The organism is Halomonas sp. EF61 (assembly GCF_040147045.1).
Lineage (GTDB): Bacteria > Pseudomonadota > Gammaproteobacteria > Pseudomonadales > Halomonadaceae > Halomonas > Halomonas litopenaei.
On record NZ_JAMSHM010000002.1, the window covers coordinates 146,849 to 163,546 of the forward strand.

21 protein-coding genes are annotated in these 16,698 nt (G+C 64.5%); 14 read left to right on the forward strand and 7 right to left on the reverse strand.

Features of this window, described 5'->3' with window-relative positions; translation table 11 throughout:
- Window positions 1-12: 12 nt before the first annotated feature.
- Together mlaE and NFI08_RS09730 are read right to left on the reverse strand one after the other, a co-directional pair.
- Entirely contained in the window at window positions 13-795 is a 783-nt protein-coding gene (gene mlaE, locus NFI08_RS09725) for a lipid asymmetry maintenance ABC transporter permease subunit MlaE (RefSeq protein ID WP_045993259.1), read from the reverse strand.
- Entirely contained in the window at window positions 792-1,604 is an 813-nt protein-coding gene (locus NFI08_RS09730) for an ATP-binding cassette domain-containing protein (RefSeq protein WP_045993258.1), read from the reverse strand. Before NFI08_RS09730 ends, mlaE begins: the two co-directional genes overlap by 4 nt.
- 249 nt (window positions 1,605-1,853) lie before the next feature.
- On the opposite strand from NFI08_RS09730, the gene NFI08_RS09735 reads away from it, so the two are divergent.
- From NFI08_RS09735 to bioA, 13 genes are all read left to right on the forward strand, one after another.
- Window positions 1,854-2,804 (forward strand): calcium/sodium antiporter, encoded by a 951-nt coding sequence (locus tag NFI08_RS09735; RefSeq protein WP_222516954.1) that lies wholly within the window; start codon window positions 1,854-1,856, stop codon window positions 2,802-2,804.
- A 24-nt stretch (window positions 2,805-2,828) separates the two neighbouring features.
- Window positions 2,829-3,833, forward strand: coding sequence for a KpsF/GutQ family sugar-phosphate isomerase (locus tag NFI08_RS09740; RefSeq protein ID WP_502881060.1), 1,005 nt, complete (start codon window positions 2,829-2,831; stop codon window positions 3,831-3,833).
- 32 nt (window positions 3,834-3,865) lie between these two features.
- The gene (locus tag NFI08_RS09745; protein ID WP_222516953.1) at window positions 3,866-4,432 is read left to right on the forward strand and encodes a KdsC family phosphatase; all 567 of its coding nucleotides are present in this window, start codon (window positions 3,866-3,868) and stop codon (window positions 4,430-4,432) included.
- Window positions 4,429-5,004: an LPS export ABC transporter periplasmic protein LptC gene (lptC, locus tag NFI08_RS09750; RefSeq protein ID WP_108447662.1), complete on the forward strand. Its 576-nt coding sequence runs from the start codon at window positions 4,429-4,431 to the stop codon at window positions 5,002-5,004. The genes NFI08_RS09745 and lptC overlap by 4 nt, the downstream gene beginning before the upstream one ends.
- A gap of 12 nt (window positions 5,005-5,016) precedes the next feature.
- Entirely contained in the window at window positions 5,017-5,547 is a 531-nt protein-coding gene (gene lptA / locus NFI08_RS09755; RefSeq protein WP_083970449.1) for a lipopolysaccharide transport periplasmic protein LptA, read from the forward strand.
- Window positions 5,547-6,272: an LPS export ABC transporter ATP-binding protein gene (lptB, locus tag NFI08_RS09760; protein ID WP_045993254.1), complete on the forward strand. Its 726-nt coding sequence runs from the start codon at window positions 5,547-5,549 to the stop codon at window positions 6,270-6,272. Before lptA ends, lptB begins: the two co-directional genes overlap by 1 nt.
- A gap of 281 nt (window positions 6,273-6,553) precedes the next feature.
- Window positions 6,554-7,966 carry an RNA polymerase factor sigma-54 gene (locus NFI08_RS09765; RefSeq protein WP_213228699.1) on the forward strand — a complete coding sequence of 471 codons (1,413 nt, stop codon included), beginning with the start codon at window positions 6,554-6,556 and terminating at the stop codon, window positions 7,964-7,966.
- Window positions 7,967-8,125: 159 nt separating this feature from the next.
- Window positions 8,126-8,434: a ribosome hibernation-promoting factor, HPF/YfiA family gene (gene hpf, locus NFI08_RS09770; protein WP_108447660.1), complete on the forward strand. Its 309-nt coding sequence runs from the start codon at window positions 8,126-8,128 to the stop codon at window positions 8,432-8,434.
- A 5-nt stretch (window positions 8,435-8,439) separates the two neighbouring features.
- Window positions 8,440-8,925: a PTS IIA-like nitrogen regulatory protein PtsN gene (gene ptsN, locus NFI08_RS09775; protein ID WP_045993251.1), complete on the forward strand. Its 486-nt coding sequence runs from the start codon at window positions 8,440-8,442 to the stop codon at window positions 8,923-8,925.
- 53 nt (window positions 8,926-8,978) lie between these two features.
- Window positions 8,979-9,860, forward strand: a complete 882-nt coding sequence (gene rapZ, locus NFI08_RS09780; protein ID WP_045993250.1) for an RNase adapter RapZ — start codon at window positions 8,979-8,981, stop codon at window positions 9,858-9,860.
- Window positions 9,861-9,862: 2 nt separating this feature from the next.
- Window positions 9,863-10,132: an HPr family phosphocarrier protein gene (locus NFI08_RS09785; RefSeq protein ID WP_045993249.1), complete on the forward strand. Its 270-nt coding sequence runs from the start codon at window positions 9,863-9,865 to the stop codon at window positions 10,130-10,132.
- Between the two features lie 51 nt (window positions 10,133-10,183).
- The gene (locus NFI08_RS09790) at window positions 10,184-10,708 is read left to right on the forward strand and encodes a BUD32 family EKC/KEOPS complex subunit (RefSeq protein ID WP_045993248.1); all 525 of its coding nucleotides are present in this window, start codon (window positions 10,184-10,186) and stop codon (window positions 10,706-10,708) included.
- A gap of 194 nt (window positions 10,709-10,902) precedes the next feature.
- Entirely contained in the window at window positions 10,903-12,177 is a 1,275-nt protein-coding gene (bioA, locus tag NFI08_RS09795; protein WP_286985221.1) for an adenosylmethionine--8-amino-7-oxononanoate transaminase, read from the forward strand.
- Window positions 12,178-12,358: 181 nt separating this feature from the next.
- On the opposite strand, the gene NFI08_RS09800 is transcribed toward bioA, so the two are convergent.
- The 4 genes from NFI08_RS09800 to NFI08_RS09815 form a co-directional block, all read right to left on the reverse strand.
- Window positions 12,359-13,774 carry a 4Fe-4S binding protein gene (locus NFI08_RS09800; RefSeq protein WP_286985220.1) on the reverse strand — a complete coding sequence of 472 codons (1,416 nt, stop codon included), beginning with the start codon at window positions 13,772-13,774 and terminating at the stop codon, window positions 12,359-12,361.
- Window positions 13,775-13,893: 119 nt separating this feature from the next.
- Entirely contained in the window at window positions 13,894-14,736 is an 843-nt protein-coding gene (locus tag NFI08_RS09805; protein ID WP_045993246.1) for an FTR1 family iron permease, read from the reverse strand.
- Window positions 14,733-15,131 (reverse strand): cupredoxin domain-containing protein, encoded by a 399-nt coding sequence (locus NFI08_RS09810; RefSeq protein ID WP_231498632.1) that lies wholly within the window; start codon window positions 15,129-15,131, stop codon window positions 14,733-14,735. Before NFI08_RS09810 ends, NFI08_RS09805 begins: the two co-directional genes overlap by 4 nt.
- 12 nt (window positions 15,132-15,143) lie before the next feature.
- Window positions 15,144-15,689 carry an iron transporter gene (locus NFI08_RS09815; protein ID WP_108447658.1) on the reverse strand — a complete coding sequence of 182 codons (546 nt, stop codon included), beginning with the start codon at window positions 15,687-15,689 and terminating at the stop codon, window positions 15,144-15,146.
- Window positions 15,690-15,912: 223 nt separating this feature from the next.
- On the opposite strand from NFI08_RS09815, the gene NFI08_RS09820 reads away from it, so the two are divergent.
- On the forward strand, window positions 15,913-16,230 hold the full coding sequence (locus tag NFI08_RS09820) for a winged helix-turn-helix domain-containing protein (protein ID WP_045993245.1): 318 nt from the start codon (window positions 15,913-15,915) through the stop codon (window positions 16,228-16,230).
- 50 nt (window positions 16,231-16,280) lie between these two features.
- Here NFI08_RS09820 and NFI08_RS09825 read toward each other — a convergent pair whose 3' ends face one another.
- The gene (locus tag NFI08_RS09825) at window positions 16,281-16,631 is read right to left on the reverse strand and encodes a hypothetical protein (protein WP_286985219.1); all 351 of its coding nucleotides are present in this window, start codon (window positions 16,629-16,631) and stop codon (window positions 16,281-16,283) included.
- Window positions 16,632-16,698 lie beyond the last annotated feature (67 nt).

Consider the following 16,698-nt stretch of genomic DNA (forward strand, 5'->3'; position numbering starts at 1 on the left):
GTCTCCGCAGAATCAGGAAAGCCCGCCGAACATCACGGCGGTAAGAACGAAATCCAAGCCCAGCACGGCCAGGGAGGAATACACCACGGTACGGGTGGTGGCCCGCGAAATACCTTCCGAGGTCGGCACCAGATCATACCCCTGGAACACGGCAATCCAGGTGACCACTATGGCGAACACGATGCTCTTGACCACGCCGTTGCCGATATCAGTAAAGAAGCCGACGCTGGCCTGCATGTTGCCCCAGTACGAGCCTTCGAACACCCCGAGCCACTCGACCCCGACCAGGTAGCCGCCGTACACGCCGACCACGCTGAAGCCGATGGTCAACAGCGGCAGCGAGACGAACCCCGCCCACAGGCGTGGCGCCACGATACGACGCAGCGGATCGACGCCGATCATCTCCATGCTGGTCAGCTGCTCGGTGGCCTTCATCAGGCCAATCTCGGCGGTCAATGCCGAGCCCGCGCGCCCGGCGAACAACAGCGCCGCCACCACCGGCGCCAGTTCACGCAACAGGGCCAACGACACCATCTGGCCGAGCGCGTCCTCGGCACCGAACCCGACCAGGATGGTGTAACCCTGAAGCGCCAGCACCATGCCGATGAACAGCCCCGACACCAGCACGATGGCCAACGACAGCACACCGACCGCATAGACCTGGGCCACCCACAGGCTGAACCCTTCTGCCGAGGGGCGCCCCAGCATGGACTGGCCGAGAAAGATGCTGGCCCGGCCGACGGCCTCCAGCAGGTCGCAGCCGCGCCGTCCCATATGGGTGATTCGTTCGATCATGGACGGCTCCCCTGGCCCAGAATGTCATCGTGAAAATCGTTGGCCGGGTAGTGAAACGGCACAGGGCCATCCGGCTCACCATGCACGAACTGACTGACTCGGGCGTCCTGTTCCACGTCCAGCGACGCCGGCGTGCCGTGGGCCATGACCCGCCCGTCGGCGACCACGTAGACGTAGTCGGCGATGGACAGGGTCTCCTTGATATCATGGGAGACCACCACCGCCGTCAAGCCCAGCGCCTGATTCAGCCGTCGAATCAACTGGACCAGCACACCCATGGAGATCGGATCCTGGCCGACGAAGGGCTCATCGTAGAGAATCAATTCAGGATCCAGCGCCACCGCCCGCGCCAGCGCCACACGCCGTGTCATGCCGCCGGACAGCTCTGCTGGCATCAAGTCTCTGGCCCCACGCAGCCCCACCGCCTCGAGCTTCATCAGCACCACGTCACGCACCATGCTTTCCGGCAGATCGGTGTGCACCCGCAGCGGAAAGGCCACGTTCTCGTAGACACTGAGATCGGAAAACAGCGCGCCACTCTGGAACAGCATGCCCATGCGCCGACGCATCTGGAACAGATCCTTGCGCGACAGGCGATGGACGTCCTGACCATCGATCAGGACGCGTCCGCCACTGGGGTTGAGCTGCCCCCCGATCAGTTTCAGCAGGGTAGTCTTCCCGGTGCCACTTGGCCCCATGATGGCCGTGATCTTGCCGCGGGGTATGGAGAGATCCACGCCGCGAAAGATATCCCTGTCGCCGCGCGTGAAATGCAGATTCTCCACCTCCACCAAGGAGGAAGCCGTCATCGCAGTCCCTATAGAGTCAGTATCACCGTGAACCGGCGGTTCAGACCGGACGCCCGCCCCGAATCCTCGGATTCGACGCCTGGCCAGACCTGAGCCCGAACCTTGAGAATAGAGCGCCTTGAGCCGCGCTCGGTTTTCGAACATCGTATCTTAACTCAAATGCAGCATGCCAGTGCCCCGGTTGCGCGCTTGCGCGCAGGTTTATCTAAGGGTTCAATGGGCGCCCTTTCTGCAACCAAGTCGTTCTCCATGCTGTTACCGTCTGTCGTCGTCGCCCTGGGCCTGGTGGGCCTGCTCTGGAGCGCGGATCGCTTTGTCGGCGCCGCCGCCGCCACCGCCTACCGCGCCGGCATGAGCATCATGCTGGTCGGCATGACCATCGTCTCCATCGGCACCTCTGCCCCGGAAATCGTGGTCTCGGTGATGGCCTCGCTGGATGGCGCCCCCGACCTGGCCACCGGCAATGCGCTGGGCTCCAATATCGCCAACATCGCGCTGGTACTGGGCGTGACTGCACTGGTGGTGCCGATCCCGGTGCGCTTCACCATCGTGCGCCGCGAGCTGCCACTGCTGTTGGGCGCCACCGGCCTCGCCGGCTACGCCCTGGCCGATGGCAGCCTCGAACGCCTCGACGCGGCCCTGCTGATCGCGCTGCTGGTATTCAGTCTGTGGTGGCTGTTTCGCGCCGACGAGGCCGAACAGGAGATGGCCGACGACATTCCCGGCATGGCACTGGGCAAGGCCATCGGCTGGCTGGTGCTGACCCTGGCGGTGATGATCGCCAGCTCCCGCGCCCTGGTCTGGGGCGCCACTGAGCTGGCACGCACCTTTGGCGTAAGCGAGCTGGTGATCGGTCTGACCGTCGTCGCCATCGGCACCAGCCTGCCGGAACTCGCCGCCTGCGTGGCCAGCGCGCTGAAGCGCCACCACGATCTGGCCATCGGCAACGTCATCGGCTCCAACCTGTTCAATATGCTGGCGGTACTGCCGGTACCGGCGCTGCTGGCGCCGGGAGCCACCGATCCCGCAGCCGCCGGCCGCGACTTTCCGGTAATGCTTGGCCTGACGCTGCTGCTGGCGGCGCTGCTGCTGTGGCAACGCCGAGGGCGCCTGGGGCGCTGGATCGGCGCGCTGCTGGCCTGCACCTATGCGCTTTATCTGACCTGGCTCGGCCTTTCGGTCGCGGCAGGCCCCTTGTGACAACGGCAGTAAACGGCAACAATCATGGCCATGAGCAAACACCCCTCCTCGGCGCAGACGCCGACCCTGAGCGTCCGCGATATCGCACGACGCACCCTGGAGCTGGAACGTGACGCCATCGACGCCCTGATCGGGCGTCTCGACGGCGACTTCGACCGTGCCTGCCAACTGCTGCTGGCCTGCCGCGGCCGGGTGGTCGTCACCGGCATGGGCAAGTCGGGACATGTCGGCGGCAAGATCGCCGCCACCCTGGCCAGCACCGGCACGCCGGCCTTCTTTGTCCATCCCGGCGAAGCCAGTCATGGTGACCTGGGCATGATCACGCCCGGCGACGTCGTCCTGGCACTGTCCAACTCCGGCGAAACCGCCGAGGTCACTGCCCTGCTGCCGCTGCTCAAGCGCATGGGCATTCCACTGATCAGCATGACCGGCCGAGCACAGTCGACCCTGGCCCGCCACGCCGAAGCCCATCTATACGCAGGGGTCGAGCGCGAGGCCTGCCCACTGGACCTGGCCCCGACCTCTTCGACCACCGCAGCGCTGGCGCTGGGCGACGCCCTGGCGGTGGCGCTGCTCGAGACCCGCGGCTTCACCGCCGAGGATTTCGCCCTGTCCCACCCGGGCGGCAGCCTGGGCAAGCGACTGCTGTTGACCGTGGCCGACCTGATGCATACCGGCGACCGGCTGCCCTCGGTACCGTCGGGCTCGCCGCTGCGCGACGCCCTGCTCGAGATCACCCGTCAGGGACTCGGCTTTACCTGCGTGGTGTCCCCCGACGGCACCCTGGCCGGGGTCTATACCGACGGCGACCTGCGCCGTACCCTGGATCGCCATCAGGACTTCAGCTCGCTTACCGTGGATGACGTGATGACCACCCCCGGGCGACGCATCGGCCCCGCCACCCTGGCGGCGGAAGCGGTCAAGCTGATGGAGGAAGGCCGGATCACCGCCCTGGCGGTGGTCGATGACGAGCAGCGCCCAGTCGGTGCACTGCATATGCACGACCTGCTGGCCGCCGGTGTCATCTGAGCCTCATTTATCCCTTTACAAGGAACGCCGTCATGTCTCACGAGCTTCTCGCCTCCCTCGCGCCGGAACTGGTGGAGCGCCTGCGCCACATCAAGCTGCTGGCGCTGGACGTGGACGGCGTACTGACCGATGGTCGACTGCACTTCCACGCCGACGGCTCCGAGTTGAAGGCGTTCAACACCCTGGATGGCCACGGCCTCAAGCTGGCCAAGCGCGCCGGTATCCAGGTGGCCCTGATCACCGGGCGCAGCTCCCCCATGGTCACCCAGAGAGCCAGAGCACTCGGCATCGAGCACGTACAGCAAGGGGTCGAGCGCAAGCTGCCCGCCCTTGAATCGCTGTGCGATTCGCTTGGCCTGACCCTCGACCAGGTCGCCTACTGCGGCGATGACCTGCCCGACCTTCCCTGCATCCATCGCAGTGCGGTCGGCATCACCGTGCCAGGCGCCCCCTGCTATCTTCGTCAGCACGCCGACTGGGTCACCCAGGTTGCCGGCGGACATGGCGCGGTGCGCGAGATCACCGACACCCTGCTGATGGCCCAGGGCCGCCTCGACGATATCATCGACAGCTACCTGAGCAACGGACCGCTGACATGAAACTGAGCGCACTGCGTCCAGGCTTTCGCTTCTGGCTGGTCATCCTGCTGCTGGTACTCGGTGGCGGCCTGACGTTGCTCGACCCCCGCGAGAGCAACGTCCCCGACCTGGTACCCAATGACAAGGCCGGCGAGCCCGACTACTACCTGGTGGATGCCCGCCTGACCCGCTTCGATGCCCAGGGCACCCCCCACCAGCGCATCGATACGCCACGCCTTGTGCACACACCGCTCGACGACATCACCCGGGTGGACCAGCCGGACCTTGCGCTGATCGACGACAGCGGCCGAGAGTGGATCGCCGACGCCGACAACGGTGAACTGGGTCCGGACGGCAACCCCCTGACCCTGTCGGGCGACGCCCATCTCGAGGCCCCCGCGGAGCGTTGGCAGCTTGATACCGAGGTATTGGTCTACGACAGCGACAGTGGCCATGTCTGGAGCGAAACGCCAGCCGTCCTACGCCAACCCCCTCAACAGATGCAAGGGGAGCGCTTCGACGCCTGGATCCATGACAATACCGCTCGCCTGACCGACAATGTCACCGGTCATCATCCGCCAGAGCCTCAATAAGGAGCCCCTTCCATGATGCGTCCAAGTCCCGCCCTCCTGCTTGCCCTGGCCCTTGGCCTGGCCGCCGGCGCCACCGGCAGCAGTGTCCTGGCGCTGGAAAGTGATCGCAGCGCACCGATTCAGGTGGAGGCCGACCAGCTGGATCTCGATGATCGCGCCGGTACCGCGGTCTATACCGGCGACGTGCGCATTGTGCAAGGCAGCATGATCCTCACCGGCGAACGCGTCGAGATCCAGCGCAACGACCAGGGACAACTGTCACTGGCGACCGCGACCGGCTCCCGCGCCTACCTCGAGCAGAAGCCATCCCCGGAAGAACCGGTGGTCAAGGGCTGGGGCCGCAAGGTGATCTACCACGTAGCCGAACGCCGCATGGAGCTGATCGACCAGGCTGAGCTGCACAAGGCCAATGACACCTTCGACGGTGCCTATCTGGAGTACTTCCTCGATCGCCGCGTGGTCCAGGCCCGCTCCAGCGCCCAGGGCGTCCAGGGCGAGCAGCGCATTCGCATGACCCTCGAGCCGGAAAGCCAAGGAAACTGATGAAGACTCTCCACGCTCGCCATCTGGCCAAGAGCTACAAGAAGCGTCGCGTCGTCCAGGACATCAGCCTGTCGATCGAGCAGGGCAGCATCGTCGGTCTGCTGGGCCCCAACGGGGCCGGCAAGACCACCTCCTTCTACATGATCGTCGGCCTGGTCAGAGCCGACGCCGGCAGCATCAGCATCGATGATCGGGACCTGAGCCGCGCGGCCATGCACCAGCGCGCGCTGGCCGGTATCGGCTACCTGCCTCAGGAGGCTTCGATCTTTCGCAAGCTGTCGGTGGCCGACAACATCATGGCGATCCTCGAGACCCGCAAGGACCTCGACCGCGAGGGCCGAGAAGCACGTCTCGAGCAACTCCTCGAGGATTTCCACGTCAGCCATATTCGTGACAACCCCGGCATGAGCCTGTCCGGCGGGGAGCGGCGCCGGGTCGAGATCGCTCGCGCCCTGGCCACCGAGCCGGCCTTTATCCTGCTCGATGAACCCTTCGCCGGGGTCGACCCGATCTCGGTGGGCGAGATCAAGTCCATCATTCGTCAACTCAAGGCCCGCGATATCGGCGTCCTGATCACCGATCACAACGTGCGCGAGACCCTCGATATCTGCGATCGTGCCTACATCGTCGGCGACGGCCAGATCATCGCTGAGGGCAGCGCCGAGTCCATCCTCGCCAACCAGCGCGTCAAGGAGGTCTACCTGGGCGAGAACTTCCGCCTCTAGACCGCAGGGCCGCCCGACAGCCGCAGTCGCAGTCGCAGTCGCATCAAGCGGCCGCAACACTTGCCAGCATCAGCATCCAACCGCCGGCCCCGAAAGGGTCGGCCTCACCTTGCACACAGGGCCTCCCTCGAAAGAAGCACCTCCCCCCTACCAAGTTGTTCCACATCGACCTTTACACTCCCTCCCACAGGTCAAAAAACACCAACTTGGCAAGATGCTTGCATGTCTGATGACTCGTCGTTAGGGTAAAGCCTTTCGACAACACTGGTGGATCCCGACCCATGGCCCTCAAGGCGTCACTGCAGCTGCGCATCGGTACCCAGCTGACCATGACCCCGCAACTGCAACAGGCGATCGGCCTGCTGCAGCTTTCGACCCTGGACCTGCGCCAGGAGGTCCAGCAGGCGCTGGAGGCCAACCCCATGCTCGAACTCGAGGACGAGTTCGGCGAACAGCAGACGAGGGAAGCCGTGGAAGATGACTGGGCGGATCAGATTCCCTCGGAACTCAGTGTGGACAGCGACTGGTCCGACACCTACCAGGACCTGGGCACCACCCCCGCCGGCAGTGGCGAGGCGCCGGATTTCGAGCGCCAGGCAAGCTCCCAGTCACTGCACAGCCACCTGAGCTGGCAACTGGCGATGCTCGACGTCAGCGACCAGGAGCGCCTGATCGCCGAGAGCCTGCTCGACGCGGTCAACGCCGACGGCTATCTCGAGCAGACGCTGGATGACATTGCCCAGGGGCTCGAGCAAGACGGTCGTCGCCCCCCTCCCCTCGCCGAGGTGGAGGCGGTGCTGGTTCGGCTGCAACAGTTCGAACCGACCGGAGTGTTCGCCCGCGACCTGCGCGAGTGTTTGATGCTGCAACTGGATAGCCTGCCTCGCGATACCGTCCTGCTGCCCCAGGCCGGACGACTGGTAAGACAGTTTCTCGAGGCGCTGGCCAGCGGCGACCGACGTCTGCTGAAGCGCCGACTAGGACTCGATGACGACCAACTCGACAGCGTCATCGAGCTGATCCGGAGCCTCGACCCACGTCCCGGCAGCCAGTTCGGTGACAGCGATAACGACTACGTCATACCCGACCTGGTGGTACGCCACACCGAAGAGGGCTGGCGCGTTGAACTCAACCCGGATGCAATGCCCCGACTGCGCATCCAGCCCGACTACGCTGCACTGATTCGGCGCGCGGACAAGAGCCAGGACAACCAGTTCCTCAAGGACCACCTGCAGGAGGCGCGCTGGCTGATCAAGAGTCTGTCCAGCCGCAACGACACCTTACTGAAGGTCGGCCGGGAAATCATGGTGCGTCAGATCGACTTCCTCGAGCAGGGAGAAGCGGCCATGAAACCGTTGGTGCTGGCCGATATCGCAGACAAGGTGGAGATGCACGAGTCCACCATCTCCCGCGTGACCACCCAGAAGTTCGTGCACACGCCTCGCGGCGTGTTCGAGTTGAAGTATTTTTTCTCGAGCCAGGTCGGCCAGGATGGCGACGCCCATTCCAGTACCGCCATCCGCGCCATGATCAAATCGTTGATTCAAAAGGAACCTGCCCGCAAACCTCTGTCGGACAGCAAACTGGTGGAATTGCTGGCGGAAGACGGCGTCAATGTCGCCAGACGCACCGTGGCAAAGTACCGGGAAGCCATGAATATTCCGTCTTCCAGCGAGCGCAAGCGACTGCGCTGAGGCCTTGCGCTGCGGCGTCGCTAGCCTAGTTATCGGGAAAGCGCAAGCACTTGAAATTTCGCATGACATCTGCGTCTTTCTGCGTAGCGTCGAGGGGGTTTGCAGGATCGGAAAAAGGGTTACAATCAAGCCACCACCCGAAAGAGCAAGGAGCCTGTCATGCAAGTCAACATCACCGGCCACCACGTCGAATTGACCGATCCCCTGCGTGACTACGTACAAGAGAAGCTCACCCGTGTGGAGCGCCACTACGACAACATCACCAACGTCCAGGTGACCCTCTCGGTGGAAAAGGAACGCCAGCTGGCCGCCTGCACCCTTCACGCCGCCGGTGCCGACCTGCATGCCGAAGCGCAGGACGGCGACATGTATGCTGCTATCGACGCCCTTGCCGACAAGCTGGACCGCCAGCTGGTCAAGCACAAGGAAAAATCCCAAGCCCGCGCCCAAGGCGCCGGAATTCGCTGACTCTCATGACATTGGAAGCCATTCTCCCTCCCGAGCGCACATTGTTCGATGTCCCGGGAGGCAGCAAGAAGAGGGTGCTGGAGTTTTTCAGCACCTTCATTGCGCAGAACACCCCGAGCCTGGACAGCCAGGAGGTCTTCAGTCGGCTGATCGGACGTGAGCGCCTGGGCAGTACCGGCATAGGCAATGGCGTCGCCATTCCCCATGCCCGCAACCCCCACTGCAAGGCGCCCATCTCCGGCTTCCTCAAACTCGCGGAACCTGTCGACTTCGATGCCATCGATGGTGAGCCCGTCGATCTGGTGTTCGTACTGCTGGTACCGGAAGAGGCCGACGACGCCCATCTCGCCCTGCTCGGCCAGGTCGCCGGCGTCATGAACGACGCCGACACACGTCACCGTCTGCGCCACGCCAGCTCCCAGCGCGAGCTTCACGAGCGCCTGCAGGAAGCCATCCGCCAACAGGCGCCAGGGGACGACACTCCCTCCTGATCGCGGCCTTGCCTAGGCCATCAGCAATGGACGCCTGCCCAAGGAGACAGGACATGCAGCTCGTGATCATCAGTGGTCGCTCCGGCTCGGGAAAGTCCGTGGCCCTTCAAGCCCTGGAGGACCTGGGGTTCTACGCCATCGACAACCTTCCCGCGACCTTGCTGGGCGCCCTGGTGGACGAGCTGGAAAACGGTCATTCCCGCCGTATCGCCGTCAGCGTCGACGCCCGCAACCTGCCTGAGGCACTGGAACGCTTCCCCGCCCAGCTGGCGTCCCTCAAGCAGAGTCCGATCGACTGCCAGGTGGTCTACCTGACCAGTGATGCGCGAATTCTGCTCGAGCGTTATTCCCACACGCGGCGCCGTCACCCCCTGACCCGTGATAGCGACATGACCCTGGCGGAAGCCATCGAGTCCGAACAGAAGGCCCTTTCGGGTATTCGAGACCTGGCCGATCTGGTCATCGACAGCTCTCGCCTGTCGGTGCACGAACTGCGTTCGCGCATCGCCGAACAGGTCGCCGACCACCGCAGCGGCCAGTTGAGCCTGACCGTGGAGTCCTTCGGCTTCAAGCGTGGCGTGCCGCCGGATGCAGACATCGTGTTCGATGCCCGCTGTCTGCCCAATCCCTACTGGGAACCATCGCTGCGTGATGCCAATGGCTGCGATCCCAGCGTCATCGACTTCCTCGAACGCTATCAGGACGTCGCCGACATGAAGCGCGACATTCTCGCCTGGGTGCGCACCTGGCTACCGCGCTATCAGCAAAGCCAGCGCAGCTACCTCACCGTGGCGGTGGGCTGCACCGGAGGACAGCATCGTTCGGTCTACCTGGCCGAGGGAATCGCCTCGGCCCTGGCCGACCAGCATCCCCGCGTCCGTCTACGCCACCGCGAACTCGGCCAGCAACGCCGACTGGACAGCGGAGGACTCTAGGCGTGGCCCGACGCACCCTGACCCTGACCAATCGTCGTGGCCTGCATGCACGCGCCGCGACACGCCTGGTCACCTGCTGCCAACCCTTTGACGCCACCGTCACCGTCCACCATGGCAGCCGCTCGGGTGACGCCGCCAACATCATGTCGCTGCTGATGCTGGCCGCCCCCTGCGGAACGGAACTGACCCTGGAGGCCGAAGGCAAGGACGCGGACGCGGTGCTGGACGCTCTGGAGGCACTGTTCGACGCACGCTTCGACGAAGACGCCTGACGTCTTCCCTCTCCTTGTTTTGACCGCCACCCCCTGCCTGCCAAGGACGCCATGCAACTGATCCAGACCGGCAAGTACACCGAGGTCCACTACGATCCGGACCAGGACGCCTTCATCAAGACCTTCACGCCCAAGACCAGCGATCGCTGGCGCTACCGCCTGGGCATCCGGCGCTACCCCGGCCACAATTTTCGCTATGTCGCCGGCCGACTGGAGCGACTGGGTATCGCCACACCGAAAATCCTGTCGGCAGAGCGCTATCGCCTGGTCACCGCCAACGTGCACGGCATCGCGCTCAAACAGCTGGTCCTCGACTCGCCGGAACTGCAGAACCGCTACCTGGACATTCTCGAAGCCTTGTACCGTGACCGTATCCACTGTCGTGGCCTGCACACCGAGAACTTCCTGGTCGTCGACGGAGAGGTGATCGCCATCGATCTGGATGCCTACAAGGCGCCGCGGATCTTCACCTATCCGCGCCGAGAGTTCATCGACTGCCTGAGTCGCTCGCTGAAAAACGACGAGGCGTTCCTGTTCGAACGCTTTCTCGAACGTGTCGACGCCCAGCATCCCTGAGCCCAGCATCCCCGAGCCCAGCATCCCTGAGCCCAGCATCCCTGAAAAAGCACCGCTCTTCCTTGTGCCCTCGCCTGCCCCGCTCTACCCCGGTTTTCCGGGTACGAGCGCTGGCGTTGGCGACGGTAGCAGCAGCAGTGGTAAACTTTTAACTCGTCACTCAGTTTACCACCAAGCGTCCTTCAGGAGCCGACATGACCTCTCCGGTGTGGCATCCCTACGCCCATCTCAAGACCCAGGCCCCTGCCCCCCGGGTAGTCGGCGGCCAGGGCACCCGCTTTACCCTGGACAGCGGCGAATCATTGCTCGACGCGACCTGCTCCTGGTGGTGCATGATCCACGGCTACGGACATCCACGGCTGGTCAAGGCGATTCAGGAGCAGGCTGCCACGCTGTGTCACGTGATGCTTGGGGGACTGACCCACGATCCCGCCGACCAGCTCGCCCGGGAACTGGTTCGCGTCACGCCAGAGGGCCTCAACCACGTGTTCTTCTCCGACAGCGGCTCGGTGGGCATGGAGGTGGCGATGAAGATGGCGGTGCAGTACCACCATCTGCGCGGCCGCCCCAACAAGCACCGCATGCTGTCGCTGATGAAGGCCTACCACGGTGATACCGCCGGCTGCATGGCGGTGTGTGACCCCGAAGAGGGCATGCATTCGCTGTTTTCCGGCTTTCTTCCGAAGCACCATTTCGCCCCGGCGCCGACGGCACCCTATACGGCCACGCCAGAGCAGGTCGCCGCCGACCTCGACGCCTTGCGAGCGGTGCTGGAAGCCCACCACCACGAGATCGCCGCGCTGTTGATGGAGCCCCTGCTGCAGGCCGCCGGTGGCCTCAACATGACCTCTCCGGACTATCTGAAGGGTGCTCGCGCCTTGTGTGACGAGTTCGACGTGCTGTTGGTGTTCGACGAAGTGGCCACCGGCTTTGGCCGCACCGGGCGCATGTTCGCCGCCGACCATGCCGGTGTCAGTCCGGACATCATGGTGCTGTCCAAGGGGCTGACCGGCGGCTACCTTGGCCACGCGGCGACCCTGGCCAACGACCGTGTCCATGACACCTTTATCGGCGACAGCGAGCTTCACGCCTTTATGCACGGCCCGACCTTCATGGGCAATCCGCTGGCCTGTCGCGTGGCACTGGAAAGCCTCAGGGTCTTCGAGGAGGACGACTATCTGGGCCGTATCGCTCGGCTCAACGCCATCCTTGTGCAGGAACTCGCCGGCGACAGTGACCTGCGCGCCCACCCTGCGGTGGCCGACATCCGTGTGCTCGGCGCCACCGGCGTGATCGAGGTGCACGACAGTAAAGCGCTGAAAGGCGCCGCCGCCATCGCCCGTGAACAGGGCGTGTGGCTGAGGTCCTTCGGCAGATGGCTTTACACCATGCCTGCCTATATCACCTCGGATGACGAAATGCGCCAGATCATCAAGGCCATGAAGGCGCCTTTCACAGCAAACGCATAACTTTCACAGCAAACGCATAATTAGTGGGCAGGGTCGGCGCTGACTAGCTCTCTACCAGCCCGCCGGCCTATATCACCTCGGATGACGAAATGCGCCAGATCATCATCGCAATGAAAGCGCCGTTTCTTTCTGCATAGTCAGGGTCGGCGCTGGCTGGCTCTCTACCAGGCGCTACCACGTTCTACCAGCCCCAGAACAGCAGCCACCAGGCGCCGATCACCGGCGCCTGGGCGGCGAGCATGGGCAGCATGGCCAGAAGTCGACGCGGGCCACTGGCGTAGCGTCCGAGGATGCCCCATCCAAGCCCCGCGCTTGCCAGCACGCCAAGCCCCAGCAACAGCGCCCTGGCGTCATTGGCCCAGTGGATCAGCAGGCCATCGCCTCGCAGCAGGGTCAGGGTGGTCATCGACAGGCCCAGGAAGACGCCGACCGCGGCCAGGGGTATCAGGGCGTAGGACAGGTGCCACAGTCGCTGCCAGCGCCAGCGGCCAAGCAGACGGTTGGTCAGCGACAGCGACAGCGAGACAAGCCCCCCCAGCACCAGGGTCGTGGCACCGATATAGCCCAGCAGCAGGGCTCCATCGAGCAGGGTGAAGACGTCGTTGTGTTCGGGATAGTGGGTCAGCAGCCACCAGGGTGCGCTGGTTTCCAGCGGCCATCCCCAACCGTGCTGATAGAGCCAGACGGCCGCCTGCTGCTTGGCGGCCACGAACCAGGGGCTCGCCGACCAGTGGAATGCCCCCACCGCGATGCCCAGCAGGCCGAACACCACCAGCACGAACTCCCACAGGGTCGCGGGTCGCTGAGGCGGTGGCGACACCACCTCGATGCCGGGCGCCCTGAGCTCGAGATGGATAGCATCCTTGTAGCCTGAACAACGCGAGCACAGATGGCAGTCACTGGCGCTGTCCAGCTGCTTCAGCGGGATCAGCACCGGGCAGTCCGGAGCCCGACTTCTTGACACCTCACGCCGGCGCTGGCGCCGTCCGTGTTCGGTCCACACCTCGGGGTCGGCGCGGTAGTGCAACGGCGCCAGCTTGGCCAACAGCGCAAAGACGCCGCTGACCGGACACAGATGGCGACACCAGACGCGCTTGCCCTTGCCGTAGACCAGACCGATCACGGCCGCCGCCAGGGTCGAGCCCCCCAGCACCAGCAGCGCGGCCTTGGGATACTGGTAGACGCTGACCAGCTGCCCATAGATCGTGGTCATGGCGAAGCCCACGAACGGCCAGCCACCCCAACGCATCCAGCGCGGTATCGCCCGGCCCATGCCGACACGGCTGGCTGCTTCCGTGATGGCACCCTCCGGACACATCATCCCGCACCATAGCCGCCCCGCCACCACCATGCTGACCATGACAAAGGGCCACCAGATACCCCAGAACACGAACTCGGCGAACACCGTGAGGTGATCGAGGATGCGTGCCTCATGGTTCGGCAGGGGCAACAAGGGCGGCACCAGCAGCAGCACGGCGTAGAACGCCACCACGGCCCACTGCAGTGTCAGAATCCAGCGCCGATGATGCTTCAGCCAGGCTCCCAGACGCGCCCAGCGTCGGGTCTTGCGGGCGCCTGGATGTCGATTCTCAGCCACGGTTGGCCGAGTGTCCTTGCCAGACCCGCAGCGGCGATCGCTGGCTTCTGGCATCACTGCTGGCATCACTGCTGGCGTCACTGTTGCCGTCCCTGTTGCCGGCACTGCCGCCGCCTCGTTCACGACACCGCTCCCTCAACGACGTTGTGGGACGGGCGCTGCCCGCCCACCCACCAGTAGACGAGCCCCCAATAACACAGGTAGCCGAGCACCAGCGTCGAGGAAGGCCAGGCACGGTAACCGGCGATACTGGCCAGCAGTCCGCCGACTCCCTGGCCATCATCCAGCCATACACTGGTGTCCCACAGCGGATCGATCCCGACCGGCAACCAGCCCAGATTCATCAACCGCTCGAGCGCCGCCACCCACAGGCCCGCCGCCACCAGCAGCAGCAGGATCTCGCTGGCCCGGAAGAACCCGCGCCAGGCCAGTCGTCGCGAGGACCACTGCAGCATCACGAAGCAGGCAGCCGCCGTGACAAAGCCGAGACCTGCGGCCAGGGCGAAGGAGGTCAGTTGTCCGCCTCGCCACTGGGCCAGACCCAGACCGTACAGAAACACCAGGGTCTCGGCGCCTTCCCGAGCCACCGCCAGGGCCACCAGGGTAGCAATGCCCCACAGCCGTGAGCGCGACAGACACAGCATGGCGTCACACTCCATGGAGCGTTTGAAGGAGGCACCGCGACGGCGCATCCACGCCACCATCTGCACGATCAACGCGGCGGCAAGCGCCGACATGGCGGTCTGAAACAGGGTCTGGGCGTCACCGGTCAACCAGCGCCCTACTCCCATCAGCACAGCACCCAGCACGACCGCCAGGGCGATACCCGCCGCGACACCGCCCCACAGCCAATTCAAGGCATCGCGACGCCCCTCTCGGGCGAGCCAGGCGTAGACAAGGCCGACCACCAGGATGGCCTCCAGGCTCTCGCGCAGGACCACGATAAAGGCCGCTTCGTTCATGGGTGAGCCTCCTCGGAGGCTTCCCGAGCGATGATCACGCCCTGGGCATCGGGCAGGTGAAACTCGTCGAAGTAGTCGTAGCGCCCCGGCTTCAGCGGGTGGACCACGACGAAGGAGTGAACGCCGGGGCCCATCACCTTTTCCTGGCGAAGCCGGCGACTCTCGAATTCCACCGGCGTACTTCCGGCATTATGCAGTTCGATCTTGAACCGCTGCCCGGCGACGACCTCAAGTTCGACGGGATCAAGCCTGCCGTCAACAAGGGTCAACCGGTAGGTAGGCAGCGCTCCGGCCTCTGCCTGACCAGAGGTGGCGCACAGTGTCATCAGCGACAGCGCGACCAACGGCGCCGTGATCAGCGCGCCCGAGAGACGGGAACGACGTAGCAGCAACATGACCGCCTCCTCTCAGTAGCCGCCCTTCTTGCCCACGCCGGCGTAGACAAAGTCGTACTCGACGTCGAAGGGCGCATACCAGGGTGCCACGCCGGTTTCCTTGTCGATGTGACGCATCAGGTGCGGCGCTTCGATGTGGAAGCTCAGGTGATAGCGCCCCATGCCCTCGAGCGCCACATTGACACCATAGTGCGTGCCGTCGCTGGCGATCATCGGCATCAGGCTACCTTCGATCACACTGTCGCTGCCTTCCTTCTGCAACCGATAGTCAATGTGCAGAAAAGGAATCCAGGCGCCAGGAGGAAAACCGTTGTCGTTGTCCTCGAGGGCGTGAATATCCGCCTCGAGATGAATATCGGCCTCGGCAGCGGCCAGCTCACCGGCAGGCTCCATGACCACCGGCTGCAGGTAGACCGCGGCGACTTCCATGCCGTTGACCAGTTCGGGCTCGCCGATCGGATACTCCAGCGCCGAGGCACTGCTGGAAAAGACACCAAGACAGAGGGTGGTGGCCAGGGCGGCCAGGGCGGAGCGGTCAAAGATCGGCGATGCAGACATGCGAGAACCTCGGGATAGAAAATGGCGAGAACCGTTCGCGCTTCAAGAATCATTTCCATGACGAAGTTCATGAAGCACCGCCCGGTGTCGCCACACTCTAGCCTGTGCCGGCAGGCACGCCTGTGACGTGCATCAAAGTCTCGAACCTCTGTTGCACTGGCCGCGCTTTTACGTGACGCTGAACCATCGGTACCAAAGGCCCCTGACGAGATAGCGAAAGCCCATGACCAGCCTCAGCAAGACCCGCACCAGCTTCTATCGACGCCTCTACCTGGCCCATCTGGTGGCCACCGGCATCGATAGCGTGCCGGCCATCACCGCCGCCACCGGCATGCCGAGACGTACCGCTCAGGACACCCTCGCCGCCCTCGAGGAACTGGACATCCGCTGCCGCTTCGAGCATCAGCCAGGCAAGCCTCACAATATCGGTCACTATCGCATCGATGACTGGGGGCCGATCGACCCCGACTGGCTGTCGCTTCACGCCGAGCGCCTGGGGCAGTTGCTGGGCTACCCCTCGCTCGCCAACGCGCACCCTTGATCCCTTCACCGCGCAGGCAGCGAGCGCCCATGGGCGGATATCACGACGACTCAGTCAACGGGGCGTGCATGCCCGAAGCTCTCTCGAAGTGCATCACTGGCACTGAGCGTCGATACCTCCAGCCCCAGCCTCTCCACCCATTCAAGCGTCGTCTCGACCCAGCCGTCCCGTGAGACCATGAGCCGGTCACCACAGCGGCGGCAACTCTCCACCAGCAAGCGATGCTCTCCGCGCCGTTCATCCGTGAGCTCGAGCCAGTCCGCCCCTTGCGTCAACTGCAGCGCTGTCTCCGGCCACCAGGCCAGCCTCAGGCGAGGATCGACGGCCTCGGGTTCACCGGCGACCAGCAGCGCAATGGCGCCGCAGCCACACTCTGCCCTGGCGTAGAGATTGTTGCTCATGGTGTTCTCCCTGTTTCCCACGCCCTGTGATAGCCGACGCGAACGCCCCGGCTGGTGCCAAACGACG

Coding starts and splice junctions, on each gene's coding strand:
- mlaE (WP_045993259.1), bottom strand. CDS start 795: ATGATCGAACGAATCACCCATATGGGACGGCGCGGCTGCGACCTGCTG.
- NFI08_RS09730 (WP_045993258.1), bottom strand. CDS start 1,604: ATGACGGCTTCCTCCTTGGTGGAGGTGGAGAATCTGCATTTCACGCGC.
- NFI08_RS09735 (WP_222516954.1), top strand. CDS start 1,854: ATGCTGTTACCGTCTGTCGTCGTCGCCCTGGGCCTGGTGGGCCTGCTC.
- NFI08_RS09740 (WP_502881060.1), top strand. CDS start 2,829: ATGGCCATGAGCAAACACCCCTCCTCGGCGCAGACGCCGACCCTGAGC.
- NFI08_RS09745 (WP_222516953.1), top strand. CDS start 3,866: ATGTCTCACGAGCTTCTCGCCTCCCTCGCGCCGGAACTGGTGGAGCGC.
- lptC (WP_108447662.1), top strand. CDS start 4,429: ATGAAACTGAGCGCACTGCGTCCAGGCTTTCGCTTCTGGCTGGTCATC.
- lptA (WP_083970449.1), top strand. CDS start 5,017: ATGATGCGTCCAAGTCCCGCCCTCCTGCTTGCCCTGGCCCTTGGCCTG.
- lptB (WP_045993254.1), top strand. CDS start 5,547: ATGAAGACTCTCCACGCTCGCCATCTGGCCAAGAGCTACAAGAAGCGT.
- NFI08_RS09765 (WP_213228699.1), top strand. CDS start 6,554: ATGGCCCTCAAGGCGTCACTGCAGCTGCGCATCGGTACCCAGCTGACC.
- hpf (WP_108447660.1), top strand. CDS start 8,126: ATGCAAGTCAACATCACCGGCCACCACGTCGAATTGACCGATCCCCTG.
- ptsN (WP_045993251.1), top strand. CDS start 8,440: ATGACATTGGAAGCCATTCTCCCTCCCGAGCGCACATTGTTCGATGTC.
- rapZ (WP_045993250.1), top strand. CDS start 8,979: ATGCAGCTCGTGATCATCAGTGGTCGCTCCGGCTCGGGAAAGTCCGTG.
- NFI08_RS09790 (WP_045993248.1), top strand. CDS start 10,184: ATGCAACTGATCCAGACCGGCAAGTACACCGAGGTCCACTACGATCCG.
- bioA (WP_286985221.1), top strand. CDS start 10,903: ATGACCTCTCCGGTGTGGCATCCCTACGCCCATCTCAAGACCCAGGCC.
- NFI08_RS09805 (WP_045993246.1), bottom strand. CDS start 14,736: ATGAACGAAGCGGCCTTTATCGTGGTCCTGCGCGAGAGCCTGGAGGCC.
- NFI08_RS09810 (WP_231498632.1), bottom strand. CDS start 15,131: ATGTTGCTGCTACGTCGTTCCCGTCTCTCGGGCGCGCTGATCACGGCG.
- NFI08_RS09815 (WP_108447658.1), bottom strand. CDS start 15,689: ATGTCTGCATCGCCGATCTTTGACCGCTCCGCCCTGGCCGCCCTGGCC.
- NFI08_RS09820 (WP_045993245.1), top strand. CDS start 15,913: ATGACCAGCCTCAGCAAGACCCGCACCAGCTTCTATCGACGCCTCTAC.
- NFI08_RS09825 (WP_286985219.1), bottom strand. CDS start 16,631: ATGAGCAACAATCTCTACGCCAGGGCAGAGTGTGGCTGCGGCGCCATT.